General features: G+C 68.0%; 15 protein-coding genes, 1 pseudogene and 1 riboswitch. Of the genes and pseudogenes, 8 read left to right on the top strand and 8 right to left on the bottom strand.

Features of this window, described 5'->3' with window-relative positions; genetic code table 11:
• Positions 1-14: 14 nt before the first annotated feature.
• Positions 15-1,493 (bottom strand): MDR family MFS transporter, encoded by a 1,479-nt coding sequence (locus QFZ53_RS09315; RefSeq protein ID WP_307295626.1) that lies wholly within the window; start codon positions 1,491-1,493, stop codon positions 15-17.
• Between the two features lie 155 nt (positions 1,494-1,648).
• Between QFZ53_RS09315 and QFZ53_RS09320 the strand changes: the two genes are divergently transcribed.
• Positions 1,649-3,694 (top strand): ABC transporter ATP-binding protein, encoded by a 2,046-nt coding sequence (locus QFZ53_RS09320; protein ID WP_373426282.1) that lies wholly within the window; start codon positions 1,649-1,651, stop codon positions 3,692-3,694.
• Between the two features lie 4 nt (positions 3,695-3,698).
• Here the strand turns inward: QFZ53_RS09320 and QFZ53_RS09325 are convergent, their stop codons facing one another.
• The 7 genes and pseudogenes from QFZ53_RS09325 to QFZ53_RS09355 all read right to left on the bottom strand — a co-directional run bounded on the left by QFZ53_RS09325 (position 3,699) and on the right by QFZ53_RS09355 (position 11,355).
• On the bottom strand, positions 3,699-4,472 hold the full coding sequence (locus QFZ53_RS09325) for an SDR family NAD(P)-dependent oxidoreductase (protein ID WP_307295627.1): 774 nt from the start codon (positions 4,470-4,472) through the stop codon (positions 3,699-3,701).
• Between the two features lie 110 nt (positions 4,473-4,582).
• Positions 4,583-5,530 (bottom strand): glycosyltransferase family 2 protein, encoded by a 948-nt coding sequence (locus tag QFZ53_RS09330; protein ID WP_307295628.1) that lies wholly within the window; start codon positions 5,528-5,530, stop codon positions 4,583-4,585.
• Between the two features lie 305 nt (positions 5,531-5,835).
• On the bottom strand, positions 5,836-6,966 hold the full coding sequence (locus QFZ53_RS09335) for a cysteine desulfurase family protein (protein ID WP_307295629.1): 1,131 nt from the start codon (positions 6,964-6,966) through the stop codon (positions 5,836-5,838).
• Positions 6,966-7,817: a carboxylating nicotinate-nucleotide diphosphorylase gene (gene nadC, locus QFZ53_RS09340; protein WP_307295630.1), complete on the bottom strand. Its 852-nt coding sequence runs from the start codon at positions 7,815-7,817 to the stop codon at positions 6,966-6,968. The genes QFZ53_RS09335 and nadC overlap by 1 nt, the downstream gene beginning before the upstream one ends.
• Complete coding sequence (gene nadB, locus QFZ53_RS09345) at positions 7,817-9,301, bottom strand: L-aspartate oxidase (RefSeq protein WP_307295631.1); 1,485 nt, start codon at positions 9,299-9,301, stop codon at positions 7,817-7,819. The genes nadC and nadB overlap by 1 nt, the downstream gene beginning before the upstream one ends.
• Positions 9,298-10,648 (bottom strand): annotated as a pseudogene (gene nadA / locus QFZ53_RS09350) (quinolinate synthase NadA). Before nadA ends, nadB begins: the two are co-directional and overlap by 4 nt.
• Entirely contained in the window at positions 10,645-11,355 is a 711-nt protein-coding gene (locus QFZ53_RS09355) for an NUDIX hydrolase (RefSeq protein WP_307295632.1), read from the bottom strand. The pseudogene nadA and the gene QFZ53_RS09355 overlap by 4 nt, the downstream one beginning before the upstream one ends.
• Positions 11,356-11,622: 267 nt before the next feature.
• Here QFZ53_RS09355 and QFZ53_RS09360 point away from each other — a divergent pair, with 267 nt between their 5' ends.
• The 7 genes from QFZ53_RS09360 (at position 11,623) to gcvH (ending at position 19,032) form a co-directional block, all read left to right on the top strand.
• Entirely contained in the window at positions 11,623-13,314 is a 1,692-nt protein-coding gene (locus tag QFZ53_RS09360) for an ABC transporter substrate-binding protein (RefSeq protein WP_307295633.1), read from the top strand.
• 44 nt (positions 13,315-13,358) lie between these two features.
• Positions 13,359-14,354, top strand: coding sequence for an ABC transporter permease (locus QFZ53_RS09365; RefSeq protein WP_307295634.1), 996 nt, complete (start codon positions 13,359-13,361; stop codon positions 14,352-14,354).
• A complete protein-coding gene (locus QFZ53_RS09370) occupies positions 14,347-15,321 on the top strand; it encodes an ABC transporter permease (RefSeq protein WP_307295635.1) in 975 nt (324 codons plus the stop codon). The genes QFZ53_RS09365 and QFZ53_RS09370 overlap by 8 nt, the downstream gene beginning before the upstream one ends.
• On the top strand, positions 15,318-16,175 hold the full coding sequence (locus QFZ53_RS09375) for an ABC transporter ATP-binding protein (protein WP_307295637.1): 858 nt from the start codon (positions 15,318-15,320) through the stop codon (positions 16,173-16,175). Before QFZ53_RS09370 ends, QFZ53_RS09375 begins: the two co-directional genes overlap by 4 nt.
• A complete protein-coding gene (locus QFZ53_RS09380; RefSeq protein ID WP_307295639.1) occupies positions 16,172-17,032 on the top strand; it encodes an ABC transporter ATP-binding protein in 861 nt (286 codons plus the stop codon). The genes QFZ53_RS09375 and QFZ53_RS09380 overlap by 4 nt, the downstream gene beginning before the upstream one ends.
• A gap of 114 nt (positions 17,033-17,146) precedes the next feature.
• Positions 17,147-17,242: riboswitch (glycine riboswitch) on the top strand.
• Positions 17,243-17,473: 231 nt separating this feature from the next.
• Entirely contained in the window at positions 17,474-18,658 is a 1,185-nt protein-coding gene (locus QFZ53_RS09385; RefSeq protein ID WP_307295641.1) for a glycine cleavage system aminomethyltransferase GcvT, read from the top strand.
• Positions 18,655-19,032 carry a glycine cleavage system protein GcvH gene (gene gcvH, locus QFZ53_RS09390; RefSeq protein ID WP_292907174.1) on the top strand — a complete coding sequence of 126 codons (378 nt, stop codon included), beginning with the start codon at positions 18,655-18,657 and terminating at the stop codon, positions 19,030-19,032. The genes QFZ53_RS09385 and gcvH overlap by 4 nt, the downstream gene beginning before the upstream one ends.
• The last annotated feature ends 12 nt before the right edge of the window (positions 19,033-19,044 follow it).

A 19,044-nucleotide genomic window follows, 5' to 3' on the forward strand; every position in this document is an offset into this window, starting at 1 on the left:
AGACGCCGATCCGGTCAGTGGCCTGAGGGGAAGTCCCCACCGGCATCGTCTGCAGGCTTGCTGACGAACGGGCTCAGGGCCACGGCCGCGAGAGAGATGATCGCGGCGATCAGAAACGCCATGCGCGCGCCGGGAGCCCCGGCGACCGCGGAGGTCAGCCCCTCAGTCTCGCCGGAGTGCAGGATCGCCGAGTACGTGACCGTCAGCACGGCCACACCCGCCGCTCCCGCGACCTGCTGAAGGGTGTTGAGCACTGCCGAGCCGTGTGAGTACAGCGACCGCTGCAGCGAGCCGAGCGACGCGGAGAACAGCGGCGTGAACGACATCGCCAGGCCGACCGACATCGCCGACTGCACGATGATCAGCACCCACCACACGGTGTGCTCGCCGACCGTCGAGTAGTAGAACAGCGCTGCCGACACGAGGATCGTCCCCGGGATGAGCAGTGTGCGGGTGCCGCGTGTGTCGTAGACCCGGCCCATCACAGGACCGAGCAGACCCATCAGCACCGAACCGGGCAGCAGGATCAGTCCGGACTCCAGCGAGCCCAGACCGGCGACGTTCTGCAGGTACTGCGGCAGCAGCGTCAAGGTGCCGAACATCGACAGCGCGAGGATCGACATGATCACGACGCCGAAGGTGAAGTTGCGCGAGCGGAACACGCGCAGATCGAGCAGGGCGTCGTCGATGCGCTGCAGCACCAGCTGACGCCAGACGAACAGGCCGAGGGCGATCGCGCCGACGACGAGCGAGATGATGCCGATGGACTCGCCGGAACCGCCCTCGCCGCCGAACTGGCTGAGACCGAACACCACGCCGCCGAAGCCGAGAGCCGCGAGCGGGATGGACAGCACATCGAGCGGCACCTTGCGGGTCTCGCCGAGGTTCGTCATCCACTTCGCGCCCATCGCGAGCGAGACGATCGCGATCGGCAGGATGATGGCGAACAGCGCGCGCCAGTTGAAGACCTCGAGCACGGCGCCGGCGAGCGTCGGGCCGATCGCGGGCGCGAGCGAGATCACCATTCCGACGCGGCCCATCATGCGCCCGCGCGACTGCGGCGGCACGACGTTCATGATCGTGGTCATCAGCAGCGGCATCATGATGCCGGTACCGCTGGCCTGGATCACGCGGCCGACGAGCAGCATGGGGAATCCGGGCGCCAGCAGGGAGACGAGCGTGCCGACCGAGAAGGCGATCATCGCGGCGATGAACACCTGTCGGGTCGTGAACCGCTGAAGGATGAACCCGGTGGTCGGGATGACCACCGCCATCGTGAGCATGAACGCACTCGTCAGCCACTGGCCGAGCTCGGGCGGGATGCCGAGATCGGTGTTCAGGTGCGGGATCGCGATGCCCATCGTCGTCTCGTTGAGGATCGCGACGAAGGCGGCGACGAGGAGCAGCCAGATCACCCGCATGTCCCTCGCCGAGATGGCTCCGGGTGCGGTGGCAGGGGGCGTGGAGATGGAGCCGGTGTCGACGGCAGACATGGGGCCTCCTGAAGGCGTAGCGAAGAGGGGGAACGTGCGAGTGCACCAGAGTCATTCAGCGTAACGGGATCCTCAGACATTTCATTCCGAACTCCCAGGAATCCGCTCCAGGCAGAACCGCTCCTCGTGTCGACGCCGCTGAGTACGCTGACAGGATGAGCATGGGCGGCGGACGAGGCGGATTCCACGGGGTGGATGCGCAGGCGCAACGCCGTATCAACGCGGCCGCCCCGCGCATCGACAGGTTGGGCGCGCGCGTGATCTCGCTGTTCCGCCCGTACCTGTGGCGCATCGGCTTCACCGCCGCGCTCGTGATCGTCGGAGCGGCGATCGCGGTGATCCCGCCGCTGATCGTGCAGCGCATCTTCGACGACGCGCTGTTCCCGGTCGCCGGTGGCGGTCCGCAGCTCGACCTGCTGCTTCGTCTCGTGCTCGCGACCATCGGGCTGTTCCTGCTCTCGGCCGCCCTCGGCGTCACGCAGACGTGGCTGACCTCGACCGTGGGAAACAGCGTGACCGGCGACCTGAGAGTGCGCCTGTTCGAGCATCTGCAGGCGATGGAGCTCGGGTTCTTCACGCGCACGAAGACCGGCGTGATCCAGTCGCGTCTGCAGAACGACGTGGGCGGAGTCTCGGGGGTGCTGACGAACACCGTCACCAGCATCCTCGGCAACACGGTGACGGTCGTCGCGTCCCTCGTGGCGATGATCCTCATCGACTGGCGCCTGACCCTGATCGCCGTCGTGCTCATGCCGTTCCTCATCCTCGTGCAGCGCCGGGTCGGTCAGCTGCGTGCCCGCATCGCGGGGGAGACGCAGGAATCGCTCTCCGAACTCACCTCGATCACGCAGGAGACGTTGAGCGTCTCCGGCATCCTGCTGTCGAAGTCGTTCAACCGGCAGCGCACCGAGGCTGCCCGCTACCAGGCCGAGAACCGCAACCAGGTCAAGCTGCAGGTGCGGCGGGCGATGAGCGGGCAGGGCTTCTTCGCCGTCGTGCAGGTGCTGATGTCGTCCGTCCCCGCGATCATCTACCTCGTCTCGGGCTATCTGATCGCGGGAGGAACAGGCGCGATCACGGCGGGCACCGTCGTCGCCTTCACGACCGTGCAGGCGCGTCTGCTGATGCCGCTGATGGGTCTGATGAGGGTGTCGCTGGACCTGCAGACCTCGCAGGCGCTGTTCGCGCGCATCTTCGAGTACCTCGATCTCGTCCCCGAGATCACCGACGCACCGGACGCCGTGCCTGTCGACGAGGCGCCCGGTCCGCGCGGACGCATCGAGTTCCGCGACGTGGTGTTCCGCTATCCGGACGCCGCGCCCGATACGCGCCCGACTCTGCAGGGGGTCTCGTTCGTCGCCGAACCGGGACGGCACGTGGCCTTCGTCGGGCCCTCCGGCGCGGGCAAGACGACGATCCTGTATCTCGCCCCGAGGCTGTACGAGGCGCACGGCGGTTCGGTGATGTTCGCGGGTGCCGATGTGCGCACGCTGACCCAGGAGTCGATCATCGACCAGATCGGGATCGTGTCGCAGGAGACCTATCTTTTCCACGCCACGATCCGCGAGAACCTGCTGTACGCGAAGCCCGGCGCGACCGACGACGAGATGATCGCCGCGTGCACGGCGGCCAACATCCACCACATCATCGCGGGCTTCGAGCAGGGCTACGACACCGTGGTCGGTGAACGCGGCTACCGGCTCTCAGGCGGAGAGAAGCAGCGCATCGCGATCGCACGGGTGCTGCTGAAGGATCCGCCAGTGCTGCTGCTCGACGAAGCCACGTCGGCGCTGGACACCGTGTCGGAGCGCGTGGTGCAGGAGGCGCTCGACGAGGCCGCGAAGGGACGCACCACCCTGACGATCGCGCACCGGCTCTCGACGGTCATGGGCGCCGACATGATCCACGTGCTCGACGCGGGAGCCATCGTGGAGTCGGGGACGCACGCGGAGCTGCTCGCGCATGGCGGGCTGTACGCCGAGCTCGCCGAGCAGCAGGTGGCGGCTTCGAGGGTCCTTGCGACCGAAGCGGTGCTCGAAGAGGAGGTCACGGGCGGGGCCGAGGCACCGCTCGCCGAACGCCGCGCCGATCGGGCGCCCGCGGACTCGGCGGGAGCCGACGCCGTGGCCGCGCTCACGGCGCCGGTCCCGCTGCTCGACGCGCCACGCGTCGACGACCGGGTCTATCCGACCGAAGACTGAAAGCTCAATGCGCTGACAGGCCGCCGTCGACGAACAGCGAGTGCCCCGTGACGTAGGCGGAGCCCGCGCCGGCGAGGAACACGGACGCCCCCGCGAAGTCGCCGGGCACGCCGTTGCGGCCGATCATCGTCCGCGAGGCGAGAGCTGCGATCTGCACCGGATCCTCCTGCAGCCGCGCGTTCAGGGGAGTCAGCACGAAGCCCGGAACCAGGGTGTTGCTCGTGACGCCGGTGCCGCCCCAGGCCTCGGCCTCTGAGCGCATGAGGGATTCGACCGCGCCTTTGGAGACGCCGTAGATGCCGCTGCCGACGAAGGCGCGGTGCGCCTGCTGCGAGCTGATGTGGATGAGGCGGCCGTAGCCGCGCTCGGCCATGCCGACCGCGTAGCGCTGTCCGAGGAGGAACGGCGCGAGCGAGTTCACCGTCATCGTGGCATCCCAGTCGTCCTCCGTGATCTCGGCGAATGCGGGGCGGATGTTGATGCCCGCCGAGTTCACGAGGATGTCGGGTTCGCCGAACGGCTCGGTCGCGGTCTCGGCCACCGCGCGGATGCCGTCGCGCGTGCTCAGGTCGCCGACCACGCCCGCGGCGCGGCAGCCGGCATCCGTCAGTTCGCGCACGGTGTCCTCGACGCGCTCGGATCCGCGGGCGACGATGACGGTGGCGGCGCCGGCTCGGGCGAGTGCGGTGGCGATGCCGCGCCCGATGCCCGAGCTGCCGCCGGTCACGATCGCGGTGCGACCGTCCAGGCCGAAGAGGGAGTTCAGATAGTCGTTCATGGAAGTCCTGATTCTGGAGAACGCGGACGGACGCCGTTCACAGCGGCGCGCCGAGTGCAGACAGGCCGCCTCGCGCGAGCGTCATCTGGGTTCTCCGAGACGGGCCGCGGTCACCAGGCGAGCGCCGCGACGAGAGAAGGATCGGGGTGGGCGTCGGCGAACTCGGGCAGTGACCGCAGCTCGGCGATGAACGCCGTGACCTCCGCGGCGTATGCGGGGTCGGGATGGGTGCCGGCGATCTCCTGGAGCGGCGGCACGTCCATGGTGAGGATGAGTTCGAGCCTAGCGGTCACCGCACGGTGCGCTCCGGCATCCCGCAGCACGGCGATGCCGCCGCGCAGAGCGGCGAGATAGTCCCGAAGAACGGGGAGTCGCGCTCTGCTCTGCGTGATCGATGTGCCATCGGCGCGCAACCGCCACTGCACGAGCGCGTCGGGGATGACGTCGAACGCGCGAGCGCCCGTGTACATGCGCTGCGCGACGATCTGATCCTCGTAGGCGACGCCTTCGGGAAACCGCAGATCCGCCCAGAACTCCGTGCGGCTCATCTTCGACCAGGCGACGATGTTCGCGGACGCGCGGGGATGCTCGAAGATCGTCGTGCCGAGACGTGCCGGGTCGGTGGCCGCAGCGACCCAGGGCTGCACGCGACCGGGCAGGTAGCGCTCCCCGTCGAAGCGCGAGCGCACGTACGCTGCGGCCACGAAGTCGCTGCCGGTCTCGACGAGCGTGGTGGTGAACCTCTCGAGAGCCGTGGGGGCGAGCTCGTCATCGCCGTCGAGGAAGCCGAGGAACTCGGTGTCGACCAGGGCGAGTCCGGCATTGCGGGCGCCGCCGAGGCCGATCGACTCCTCGTGCCGGACGGCGCGGAATCGCGGGTCGGATGCCGCGGCATCCGCGAAGACGGCGGCCGTCGCGTCCGTCGAGCCGTCATCGATGAGGATCGCCTGCCATCGGGACTCCGACTGCGCACGCAGCGATTCGAGGGCGGCCGGGGCGAATGCGGCGATGTCGCGACCGGGGACGATCACGGTCACGATCGGAGCGGATGCAGTCACCAGCCGAGTCTATGGCGGCCTACCCGCTCCGGGGCTCACTGGTCGTTGAGCGAGCGCAGCGAGACGAAACGCCTCGTGCTGCATGCGGCCTTCCGTGCAGCGATCGGATCCGCGTTTCGTCTCAGTCGCTTCGCTCCTTCGCTCAACGACCCGAGGCTGACTGGTCGTTGAGCGAGCATAGCGAGACGAAACGCAAGGACCCGAGACCCACTGGTCGTTGAGCGCGCAGCGAGACGAAACGCGACGACCCGATGCCTACTGGTCGTTGAGCGCGCAGCGAGACGAAACGCGACGAGTCGCGGCACTCACCCTCGGGAGACCGCGTGGACGGCTTCCGCGACGAGCGCCGCGAGTTGCCCTGCCGCGCTCTCAGGCAGCGCTGTCCTGCCGAACGTGAACCGCACCGAGGTCTGGGCGACCTCGGGCGGGATGCCGCAGGCGAGGAGCACGTGCGAAGGCTCGTCGCTCCCGGCTGCGCACGCCGACCCGCTCGACGACACGACACCACGGCGCTCCAGTTCGAGAAGCACGGCTTCGCCGCTGACGCCGGCGAACGTGAAGCTGGCCGTGCCCGGCAGGCGATGCTGAGGATCCCCGGTCAGCGCGGCCCGGGGCACGGTGGTGAGGACACCGTCGATGAACCTCCTCGTAGATGCCGCGACGCGGCTCGCGACGTCGGCGCGCTCGGCCTCCGCCAGTTCGAGTGCGGTCGCGAGCGCCACGGCCCCGGCGACGTTCTCCGTCCCCGAGCGCCGACCTCGCTCCTGCCCGCCGCCGTGCAGCAGCGGCTCCAGGGGAACGCGGCCGCGCACGGCCAACGCGCCTGTGCCCTTCGGCGCGCCGAGCTTGTGACCGGCGATCGCGATCGCGTCCGCACCCAGATCGGTCAGGGGGAGCCATCCGGCGGACTGCACCGCGTCGACGTGGAGCGGCACGCGGGCGGCGCTGGTGACCGCACGGAGCGCCGCCACGTCCTGCACCGTGCCGATCTCGTTGTTCGCGTGTCCGAGGGCCACGAGCGCGGTGTCCGGTCTCAGAGCCGCGGCGACCGCATCCGCCGTGATTCGCCCAGCGGAGTCGACGTCGAGCGGTGTCACCGTCACGCCATGGAAGCGGCGCAGGAAGTCCGCCGATTCGAGGATCGACTCGTGCTCGATCGGGGAGACGACCAGATGCCGCCGTGCGGAGCCGAGCACGATGCCCTTCACCGCGAGGTTGTTGGCCTCGGTGCCGCCGCTCGAGAAGATCACGTCTGCCGGACGCATCCCCAGCACCCTCGCCACACGGCGGCGGGCGTCTTCCAGCGCGCTCGCCGCCGCCTCTCCGACGGTGTGATGGCTCGACGGGTTGCCGAACACGTCAGTCAGGTAGGGACGCATCGCCTCGAGCACCTCTGGCCGCACGGGCGAGGTGGCGGCGTGGTCGACGTACAGCATCAGTCGATCCTGACGTCCAGTCCGAGGTCGAGGGCACGCGCCGAGTGCGTCAGCGCGCCGACGGAGATCACATCGACGCCGGTCTCGGCGATGCTGCGGACGGTGCCGAGGTCGACGCCTCCCGAGGCCTCCACCTGCGCCCGATCGCCGATCAGGGCGACGCCCGCCCGCAGATCGTCGAGCGAGAAGTTGTCGAGCAGCACGGTGTGCGCCCCGCCGTCGAGCACTGCCGCGATCTGATCGAGCCGATCGACCTCCACCACCACGTGCGTGGTGTGCGGAAGCCGCGCAAATGCCGCCCGCAGTGCTGCGGCGAGGTCTGCGCCCGAGCGCTGCAGCACCGCGAGATGGTTGTCCTTCGCCATCACCGCATCCGACAGCGAGTAGCGGTGATTGTGCCCGCCGCCCGAGACGACCGCGTGTCTTTCGAAGGCGCGCAGCCCCGGGGTGGTCTTGCGCGTGTCGGCGATGCGCGCCTTCGTGCCGTCGACCTGGCGCACGTAGCCGGCGGTCAGCGTCGCGATGCCGCTCATGCGCTGCGTGAAGTTCAACGCGACGCGCTCGGCGGTGAGGATGCCGCGGGCCGAGCCCGATACCGATGCCAGCACGTCGCCTGGCGAGAACTCGTCTCCGTCGCCGACGTGCACGTCGGTCGTGAGGGTCGGGTCGGTCAGCGCGAAGGCGGTGGCGAAGACCTCTCCGCCGCTGAAGACGCCCGGCTCGCGGGCCACGAGGTCGGCGGTCGCCGTGGCGTCGGCCGGCAGCAGAGCGGTACTGGTGAGGTCGCCCCACGGTGCGTCCTCCTCCAAGGCGGCGCCGACGACGCGGTTGATGGTGGCGGCGGTGAGCATCAGACTCTCTCCAGTTCCGAGGTTTCGATGTGATGGGCGCCGACGCTCACGGTTCGGGTCAGAGCAGCGGATGCCGTCGTCTCGGCGAGCAGGAGGAGATTCGCATCCTCGTGCTCCGCGACGGTCACCGGTTCCGACGCGGCAGCACGCCAGGTGCGGACGATCCCGAGAGCGTGCCCGAGACCGTCGTCTGTGCGGAGCAGCCCGACCTGCTCCCACATGAGCTGCTGCAGCGCGGCGCGCGTGAAGCGGCTCGCGTCCTCGTTCCGGTGCGGATCGGTGTCGCTGGAGACGCTCTGAGGCGACGCGAACTCATACCGGAGCGAGGGGGAATCCAGTGCCGCCGCGACGCGAGCACCGAAGACCGCGCCCTCGAGGAGCGAGTTGCTCGCGAGGCGGTTCGCGCCGTGCACACCCGTCCGGGCGGTCTCGCCGACGGCGAAGAGTCGTGCGAGGCTCGTGCGACCGTCGAGGTCGGTGGCGATTCCGCCCATCAGATAGTGCGCCGCGGGCGTCACGGGGATGGGTTCGCGAGACCAGTCGTAGCCTCGCTCGCGCGTCACGCGGTCGATCGTCGGGAACCGCGAGGCGAGACGGTCGCCGCCGAGCATCGTGGCGTCGAGCCGCACGGGTGAACCCTGACGGGCGGCTTGTCGCGCTATCGCGCGCGACACGACGTCACGGGGAGCGAGCTCGCCGTCGGGGTGGCTGTCGAATGCAAAGCGCCGGCCTTCGTCGTCGATCAGCGTCGCGCCCTCACCGCGCACCGCCTCGGACACGAGGAACGCCGGTTCGGACGCGAGGATCGTGGGGTGGAACTGCACGAACTCCATGTCCGCGACAGCGGCGCCGGCACGGAGAGCCGCGGCGATGCCGTCTCCCGTGGTGCCGACCGGGTTCGTCGTGTGCGAATACAAGTGCCCCGCGCCGCCGGTCGCGAGGATGACAGCATCCGCCTCGGCATCCGACGCCTGACCGTCGATCAGCATGCGGATGCCGTGCACCGCGCCGCCCCGCACCAGGAGGTCGACCAGGAACGCCTGCTCGACAACCTCGATCGTCGTCCGGCGGACGGCCGCGACCAGCGCCTGCGAGATCGCCGCCCCTGTCGCGTCGCCACCCGCGTGGACGATGCGCGCGTGGCTGTGAGCCGCCTCCCGCCCGAGCATGAGCTCGCCGTCGGGCGAGCGGTCGAACGCCACGCCTCGCGCGATCAGCTCGGCGATGCGGGTGGATCCTTCGTGCACGAGCACGTCGACGGCAGCGGCGTCGGACAGCCCCGCGCCCGCGTTCACGGTGTCGATCGCGTGCCTCTGAGCCGAGTCCCTCGGTCCGTACACGCCCGCGACACCGCCCTGCGCGAAGCCCGTGCTGCCGTCGCCGAGAGCCCCCTTCGTGACGATGCGGACGCGATGCCCCGCCTCGTGCGCGTGGAGTGCGGCTGTCAGGCCGGCGATGCCCGAGCCGACGATGACGACGTTCATCTCGCACCCGCCGCGGCCGGCGGCTTCGCCGCCAGCATCCGCTCCAGCGCGACCCGAGCGGGAGCCGCCACGTCGTCGGACACGGTGATGCGGTTCGGGGTTCGGCCGGCCACGAGCTCTTCGAGAACCCACGCGAGATAGCCGGGGTGGATGCGGTACATGGTCGAGCAGGGGCAGACGACCGGGTCGAGGCAGAAGATCTCGTGCTGCGGGAACTGCGCGGCGAGGCGGCGGACGAGGTTGATCTCCGTGCCGATCGCGAACGTCGTCGGTTCGGTCGCGGCTTCGATCGCCTTGCGGATGTAGTCGGTCGAGCCTGCCTCGTCGGCGGCGTCGACGACCTCCATCGGACACTCGGGGTGCACGATCACGCGAACACCCGGGTGCTCCGCACGGGCCTGGTCGATCTGGGCGACCGTGAAACGGCGGTGCACCGAGCAGAAGCCGTGCCAGAGGATGACCTGCGCGTCTTCCAGCTCGGACGCCGTCGACCCGCCGAGCGCTTTGCGGGGATTCCACATCGGCATCCGCTCGAGCGGTACGCCCATGGCCTTGGCGGTGTTCCGACCAAGGTGCTGGTCGGGGAAGAACAGCACGCGGCGCCCGCGCTCGAACGCCCATTCCAGCACGGTCTTCGCGTTCGACGACGTGCACACGATGCCGCCGTGACGACCGACGAAGCCCTTGATGGCAGCGGAGGAATTCATGTATGTGACGGGGATGACGGGAACGCGGCCGTCATCGTCCACGGCGTCCATGTCGCCGTACACATCGGCCGAGCTGCTCCCAGCAGTCCTCGACCTGGTCGATGTCGGCCATATCGGCCATCGAGCAGCCGGCCGCGAGGTTGGGCAGGATCACCGCCTGCTGAGGTGTGGAGAGCAGGTCGGCTGTCTCGGCCATGAAATGCACGCCGCAGAAGACGATGGCCTCGGCATCCGTGCGGCTCTTCGCGGCAGTGGCGAGTTGGAAGGAATCTCCCACGTAGTCGGCGTGCTGCACGACCTCTTCACGCTGATAGAAGTGCCCGAGCACGACCACCCGGTCGCCGAGCGTCCGCTTGGCGGCGCAGATCCTTGCGTCGAGCTCGGTCTCGCTCGCCTCGCGGTAGGCGGCCGGCAGCTCGCCCTGACGAGGAGCACCGGTCGGGGTCACGTCGCCCATCGAGGAGCCGGGTCCGTAGCCGGGCCGCGTGTCGAAGTCCCAGGGGCCGGCGGCGAGATCGGTGCTGCAGGTGGCGTCGGTCGACGCCCCGGTCACGATCGCCTGCAGATGGTGGTCGACCGACGGGTCGAGCCGGGTGACGGGTGCTTCGACAGGCTCAGCAACCCAGGAGTTCGGGGTCATCGGATGCTCGTTTCTTCGGGGCCGAGCGGGCCGCGATCGGCCAGCGCGACATCGGTGTTGTAGCGGTACAAGCGGGCGGGGCGGTGGCTTCCGGTGCGGAAGCGGTCAGTGGGGAGCAGGTTTCCCGAGGCCTCGACCTGGCGGCGGAAGTTGGCCGGGTCGAGGCTCTTTCCGAGGATCGCCTCGTAGGCTTCGCGGAGATCTGCGAGCGTGAACTCCGAGGGGAGGAATCCGTGCGCGACTCTGCTGTAGCCGACCTTGTTGCGCAGTCGCCACAGCGCGTACTCGATGATCTTCGCGTGATCGAACGCGAGGGAAGGCAGATCGTCGATGTCGAACCAGCGCACGTTCTCGGGGGCGCGACCCGACGCCCGGTGCGCCTCGCTCTGGGCGTCGACGTCGTCCTGACGCAACAGCGCCCAGTAGACGATCGACACGACCCGAGTGGGGGAGCGGTCCACCGCTCCGAAGGCGTAGAGCTGCTCGAGATAGCTTGGTGCGAGACCGGTGGTCTCGGAGAGGGTGCGAGCGGATGCATCGACCGGCGACTCCGCTGTCGTGAGCCAGCCGCCGGGCAGCGCCCATTGGTCGGCGAAGGGCTCCCGGGTGCGCAGCACGAGAGGCAGAGCGAGCACGGCGTCGCCCGACTCGGTGCGGCGCAGCGTGAGGATGACGGTGGAGACCGCCACGCGAATGCTTTGAGTCATAGTTACCTTAACCTCCCGTGACGATCTTAGTGTCTCTTTGACCCTTAGTGTCAATCGATGACGTCATCCGCCGTCGAGTCCGAAACGTTATCTGGTGCGAGCGGCGAGGCTTGTTCGTCAGGGAAGGGTTTGTTAGGTTACTGTCCTAACAAACCCTTCGGGTGGGTGTCATCCCGCCTCGGAAGGTTCCCGATGAGCCCCATCCGGGGTTCTGCTCCTTCCCGGAGCACATCCCTCCTGCAGTGCAGCACCGAGAGGAATACAAGAATGATCAGTAACGGAAAGCGCAGGATCGCGCTCACCGCCGTGGCGGGAGCATCCGTCCTCGCTCTGGGCCTCACCGGCTGTACAGCCGGTGGCGACGGGGGAGGCGACGCCGACGGCGACCGCGCCCTCCGGGTCTGGGCAGGCAGCCAGACCCCCATCACCGCGAACTACAACCCGTTCGCCCCCACCGTCCTGCACGGTGCGCTCGGCCCGATCTACGAGCCGCTGTTCTTCTTCAACAAGACCGCCGACGCAGAGCCGGTCGGCCTCATCGGCGATTCCTACGAGTACAACGAGGACGGCACGGTGATCACGATCACCATCAAGCCCGGCCTCACCTGGTCGGACGGCGAGCCGCTCACCGCTGCGGACGTCGCGTTCTCCTTCAACTACGAGGCGAACAACCCCGAGGGCAACGGTCTCGTCTCAGCTGAGGCGATCGACGACACCACGGCGGTCCTGACGTACTCGAGCGCGCAGTACACGACCGAGTTCCAGCGTCTCGGGTCGACCTACATCCTCCCGGAGCACATCTGGTCGGAGATCACCGACTTCGCGAACTTCGCGAACGAGGAGCCGGTGGGCTCCGGCGCGTACGTCGTCGACAAGACCACCAGCGAGTCGTACACGCTCGTCGCCAACGAGAACTTCCGCGACGCCGACGAGCTCGGGGTCAAAAAGGTTCAGTACATCGCCCTGGACACCAACCAGACCGCGCAGGATCTGTTCGCCGCCGGTGAGCTGGACTGGGCCGGTATGTTCATCCCGAACCCGGACGACGTGACCGCCAACGGGAAGATCGACTGGATCAACACCCCGCAGGACCCGACGGTGCTGTACACCTGCTCGAACGCCGAGCTCGGCTGCAGCGGCCCGCAGACCGATGTCGCCGTGCGTCAGGCCCTGAACGTCGCGATCGACCGCGCGGCGATCAAGGACAAGGCATTCGTCGGCATGACCGGTGACATCTCGCCGACCTTCGCGCTCCTCCCGCGCGACGAGAAGTGGGTCGCGGACTCCGCGAACGAGGTCAGCCCGCAGGAGGCCGACGCCGCCGAGGCAGGGAGCATCCTCGAGGCCGCCGGCTACGTCAAGGGCGGAGACGGGTTCTACGCGAAGGACGGCGCGACGCTGGAGCTCAGCCTGATCTCCGTCGACGGCTGGACCGACTACAACGACGCCGCGAAGCTCATCGCCGAGCAGGCGGAGGCCGCCGGCATCAAGGTCACCGCTTCGACGGTGCAGTGGCAGGAGTTCTCGGATGCTCGTCAGGGCGGCGACTTCCAGCTGATCGTGGGCGGTGTCGTCGGCACCTCCGTGGCCGACCCGTTCCAGATCTACCGCGACTGGTTCGGCGGCACCGCCGTCGAGTCGACGAGCCCCGTCGGCACCGAGGTCCCCGCCGGCCGCTGGAACTTCAGCCGCTACAGCAACCCGGTCGTCGACCAGGCGATCCAGGCCGCGATCAGCACGAACGACGAGGCCGAGAAGAAGGAGCTGTACGGCACCATCCAGACGGAGATCGTCCGTGATCTGCCGTATATCCCACTGGTGATCAACGCGACCCAGACCTTCTACAACACGAAGGACTTCACGGGCTGGCCGACGGAGGACGACCTCTACGCCTTCCCGCCGTCTTGGGGCGCGATCGCGGCAGGCTATGTCCTGACGCAGTTGCAGCCGGCCGAGTGAGTCGATAGGAGACGGGGAAGCAGGAAGTAAAAGGAATCAGTGACATGAAGTTCTATGCACGACGGATCGGGTTCTACGCGTTCACGCTGTGGGCCGCGATCTCCCTCAACTTCCTGCTTCCCCGGCTCATGCCGGGGAATCCGGCGGACATCATGATCGCCAAGATGCAGCGAGCGGGCGGTGAGGTCTCCGAGACCACCATCCGCAACATCAAGCTCCTGCTCGGCGGCGACGACTCCTCTCTGTGGGAGCAGTACCTCGCGTACTGGGGCCGCATGTTCCAGGGCGACCTGGGCGTCTCGGTGACGAAGTTCCCGACGGCGGTGACCGAACTCATCGGTCAGGCGCTGCCGTGGACGCTGATCCTCGTCGGAACCGTGACCGTGCTGTCCTTCGTGCTCGGCGTCGTGCTCGGCGCCTGGGCCGGGTGGAAGCGCGGCACCTGGGTCGACCACCTCATTCCGGCGACCACGGTGCTGCAGTCGATCCCGTACTTCTGGATGGCGCTGATCCTCGTCTCCGTCTTCGCTGTCGGTCTCGGCTGGTTCCCGATCTTCGGCGGCTACGACGTCTTCGACTTCCCGGACGGCCCGGAGCCGACCTGGGCGTTCTTCACGGACGCGCTGGCGCATTCGATCCTGCCCGCGCTGACGATCGTCATCTCGTCCGTCGGCGGCTGGATGTTCGGGATGCGGAACATGATGGTCTCCACCCTCGCCGAGGACTACGTCCTCACCGCCGAGGCGAAGGGACTGCGCCCGCGGCGTATTCTCACCACCTATGCCGCACGGAACGCGGCGATACCGTCGATCGCGGGGTTCTCGATCACGCTCGGCTTCGTCGTGGCCGGTTCCATCGTGATGGAGCAGGTGTTCACCTACCCGGGCATCGGCAAGCTGATGTTCCAGGCCGTCACGAACAACGACTACTCGCTGATGCAGGGCCTCTTCCTCGTGATCACCATCACCGTGCTCGCGGCCAACTTCATCATGGACCTCGTCTATGGCTTCATCGACCCAAGGGCTCGCCAGAATGTCTGACACCACGAACCTGATCGTCAAGGATCAGCCGACCACCGCTCCGGCGACGACTGTCGGTCTCGCGACCGCGACCATGAAGCGTCGTCGCCGTATCCTCCCCAGCACCTCGCCGAAGTTCATGACGGGCTCGATCATCGTCCTCGCGATCGTGCTCTTCGCGATCCTCGCGCCGATCTTCTCGCAGAATCCGCGCAGTACCGGCAATGAAGCGCTGCAGCCGCCGTCGGCGGCGCACTGGCTGGGCACCACCAAGCTCGGCAACGACATGTTCGCCCAGCTCGCGATCGGCGCGCAGGGCTCGCTCCTGGTCGGCGTCGTGGCCGGAGGGATCGCGATCGTGCTGTCGCTGATCTTCGGCGTCCTCGCCGGATACCTCGGCGGATGGCGGGAGGACGGCCTCGCGCTACTCACCAACGTTATGATCGTGATCCCCGGCCTGCCGTTGACGATGGTGATCGCCTCCTTCGTGGAGCAGCGCAGTTGGCAGCTCGTCGCGTTCGTGCTCGGCATCACCTCCTGGGCGGGCGCCGCATATGTCCTGCGCCTGCAGACCCGCTCCCTGCGCACCCGTGACTACGTGTACGCCTCGAAGGTTGCGGGGGAGCGCTCGTTCCGCGTCATCCTCGTCGAGATCATGCCGAACCTGCTGCCGCTGCTCACCGCGCAGTTCCTCTTCGCGATCATCTTCGCCATCCTCGGTGAGGCCGGTCTCTCCTATCTCGGTCTCGGCCCCAACTCGTCGATCACCTGGGGGACTATCCTCAACGACGCGCAGTCCGGTCAGGCGATCGGACGCGGCGCGTGGTGGTGGTTCGTGCCCCCGGGCATCATGATCGCGATGCTCGGCGCCGGACTCGCGCTGATCAACTTCGCGATCGACGAGGTCATCAATCCGAAGCTCCGCAACGCGCCCGAAGCCGCCCGCCGGGTGCGCAAGGCCGCCAAGACCAAGGGGGTCACCGCATGAGCGCGCCGGACGCTGTGCTGACCGCACGCAACGTGTCAATCGAATATGAGGTGGACCCACCTGTGAGGGCGGTCCGCGACGTCACGCTCACTCTGAACCGGGGGGAGATCCTGGGGCTCGCGGGTGAGTCGGGGTGCGGGAAGACGACGCTGGCGTATGGGATGAACCGGTTGTTGAAGGCACCGGCGTTGATGACGGGCGGTGAGATCGTGTTCCATGATCGGTCCGGCACGGATATCGATGTCGTCGCGCTTGATGGCGAGGGGTTGCGGGCGTTCCGGTGGGACAAGATCTCGATGGTGTTCCAGGGGGCGATGAACTCGTTGAACCCGGTGATCGACGTGAAGGCGCAGATATTCGACATCTTCGACACCCACCGCCCGGGCATGTCGAAGAAGGATAAGACCGCACGCGCCGAGGAGCTTCTCACGCTGGTGGGGGTGGATCCGTCCCGTTTGACGAGTTTCCCGCACGAGCTTTCCGGGGGGATGCGGCAGCGGATGATGATCGCGATGGCGTTGGCGTTGGATCCGCAGGTGATGATCATGGACGAGCCGACGACGGCGCTGGATGTGGTGGTTCAGCGTGGAATCATCCGAGAGATCATGCGGCTGCGGGAGCGTTTGGGGTTCGCGGTGATCTTCATCACGCACGATCTGCCGATGCTGATCGAGATCAGCGACCGGATCGCGGTGATGCTGCAGGGGCAGATCGTGGAGCAAGGCACAGCGGAAGAGATCTACCGGTCTCCGCAGCATGAGTACACGAAGCGGTTGTTGTCGAGTTTCCCCTCTCTGACGGGGGAGCGGGGAGATTTCGTGCGCACCGGTGTGAGCCAGGAGGGAACTCGATGAGCATCACGGCGGATGCCGTCCGCGGCACGGGCACGCTGGAGGCCCGGAACCTCACCAAGGACTTCACGTTGCGGTCCGGGTTCAAGAGCACGATTCTGCACGCGGTGAAGGATGTGTCGTTCACGCTCGAGCCGGGCCGGACGGTCGCGCTGGTGGGGGAGTCGGGGTCGGGGAAGTCGACGATCGCGCGGATGCTGATGAAGCTCGAGACCCCCACGAGCGGGCAAATCCTCCTCGACGGGCAGCCGTCGGGCAGCCACGGTCGCGCGCTGGCGGGGTACCGGTCGGATGTGCAGATGGTGTTCCAGGACCCGTTCGCATCTCTCAACCCGTTCCACACGATCATCCATCACCTGGAGCGTCCGATTCGTCTGCACCACCCGCACCTCACGAACGGGCAGGTGCGGGAGCGGGTGCTGGAACTGCTGGAGCGGGTGAGGCTGTCCCCCGCGGAAGGCTTCGCCGAGCGCCGCCCGCACGAGCTGTCGGGCGGGCAGCGGCAGCGCGTCGCGATCGCCCGGGCGCTGGCCCCCGGTGCCCGGTTCATCGTCGCCGACGAACCGGTGTCGATGCTGGACGTGTCGATCCGTCTGGGGGTGCTGAACCTCCTCGCGGACCTGCAGCGCGAGGAGAACCTCGGCGTTCTCTACATCACCCACGACCTCGCCACCGCCCGCCACTTCAGTGATGAGATCATGGTGCTCTACAAGGGCGACGTCGTCGAACGCGGCCCCGCCGACACCGTGATTCTCGACCCCCAGCACGACTACACCCGAACCCTCCTCGGAGCCGCCCCCGACCCCGAGAACCTCGGCCGCCTCCGCGACGAAGTCCGCGCCGAACTCGCCGGGAAATAACATCCGCCTTCGAATCGCGCGAATGGCCCGGATTCCTGCCGTGATGCATCCACTCGCGCGATTCGAACGCGCTGACCAGCCGCTAGACTGAACGCACAACAGAACACGGGCCGAATGACCCACGCGGGAGAGCCCCGGCGAACGCAGCCGGGCACCGAAGGAGCAAGCCTCCCCGCCAATCTCTCAGGTAACGCGTACCGCGCGGTTCCGGCCACTCTGAAAAGCGATTTCGAGCGAAGCAAGAAATCGGGTTGAGCGAGGGCGCACCGCGCCCGAGTCGAAACCCTGGCGAGACGATCTCCGCGAGTCTCCGCCTCCACGTTCGTCATCCGCCGACGGTGAAAGCCCTGCTCAGGGCGAAGCTCTCAGGCCCATGACAGAGGGGGAGTTCCGAGGAACGGCGACGTCGCCGTTCCACCCGCCCACGCCCGGGAGAACTCCATGTCCGATCCCCGCTACACCCCGTTGCGCGAACGCCACGAGGCGCTCGGAGCATCTTTCACCGACTTCGGCGGATGGCAGATGCCCGTGCGCTACACCTCCGATCTGGCCGAACACCACGCCGTGCGTCGGGCTGCCGGCATCTTCGACATCTCGCACATGGCCGAGTTCCTCGTCACCGGCCAGTACGCCGCGCAGTTCCTCGACTACGCGCTCGCCAGCAGCATCTCCGCGATGGCGGTCGGGAAGGCGAAGTACTCGCTGATGCTGGCCGAAGACGGCGGCATCATCGACGACGTGATCGCGTACCGCCTGGCCGATGACCGCTACCTGGTGATCGCGAATGCCGGCAACAGAGGCTACGTCGACGCTGCATTCGCCAAGAGGGTCAGGGCGTTCCCCTCGATGCTGGAGCGCGAGCTGCCTGCGCCCGCCCCAGGGGAGGAGCGCAGCTTCGCCGGTTTCCTCGGCGACCGCGGTGTCGACGTCGAAGACGTGTCCGACTCGTTCGCGTTGCTGGCGGTGCAGGGCCCGGCGGCTGAGAGGATTCTCGCCGAGACCTCCGGCATCACCGAACTGAGCACACCGTGGGCCGAGCAGAAGTACTACGCCTGGGCGGAGGCGCAGTTCCTGGGAGAGCCGCTTCTCGTCGCGCGCACCGGGTACACCGGCGAAGACGGCTTCGAGCTGCTCGTGCGCTCCGCCGACGCCGCTGCGCTGTGGGACGACCTGCTCGCCGCCGGTGAGCCGCACGGCCTCGTCCCCGCAGGACTCGCCGCGCGCGACACCCTCCGTCTCGAAGCGGGCATGCCGCTGTACGGGCACGAGCTGAGCCGCGACACCAAGCCGGTGCAGGCCGGTCTCGGCCGCGTCGTCGTCACCGCCAAGGAGAGCTTCGTCGGCAAGGAGAGCGTGGATGCCGCCCCCGGCGCCCCTGTCCTCGTCGGCCTCGCCGCAGAGGGCAAGCGCGCGGGCCGCGCCGGCTACGCCGTCGTCGACGAGGACGGCGTCGTCCTCGGAGAGATCACCAGCGGGGCCCTGAGCCCGACTCTCGGCCACCCGATCGCGATGGCCTATCTGACTCCGTCTTCCGCCGAAGAGGGAACCGCAGTATTCCTTGATGTGCGGGGCACCAGGATCCCCGCCACCGTGACCGCCCTGCCTTTCTACCGGAGGACCAAATGACCGACCTCACCGCACTCAAGTACACCGACGAGCACGAGTGGATCGCCTCCGACGGCGACACCCTCACGATCGGCATCACCGACTACGCCGCCGAGAAGCTGGGCGACGTCGTGTTCGTCGAGCTCCCCGCCGTCGGCACCGAGATCACCGCGGGTGCGGTGGTCGGCGAGATCGAGTCGACCAAGTCCGTCGGGGAGCTCTACGCCCCCGTCGCCGGCACGGTCGTCGAGATCAACGACGCCGTCGTCGACGACCCTTCGCTCGTGAACTCCGAGCCGTTCGAGGGCGGCTGGCTGATCAAGGTGTCCGTCGCCGCCGGCGCGCTCGACGGCCTGCTCGACCGCGACGCGTACGTCGCACTCACGGAGGGCTGATCTCCCCGTGGT

Source organism: Microbacterium natoriense (assembly GCF_030816295.1).
Lineage (GTDB): Bacteria > Actinomycetota > Actinomycetes > Actinomycetales > Microbacteriaceae > Microbacterium > Microbacterium natoriense_A.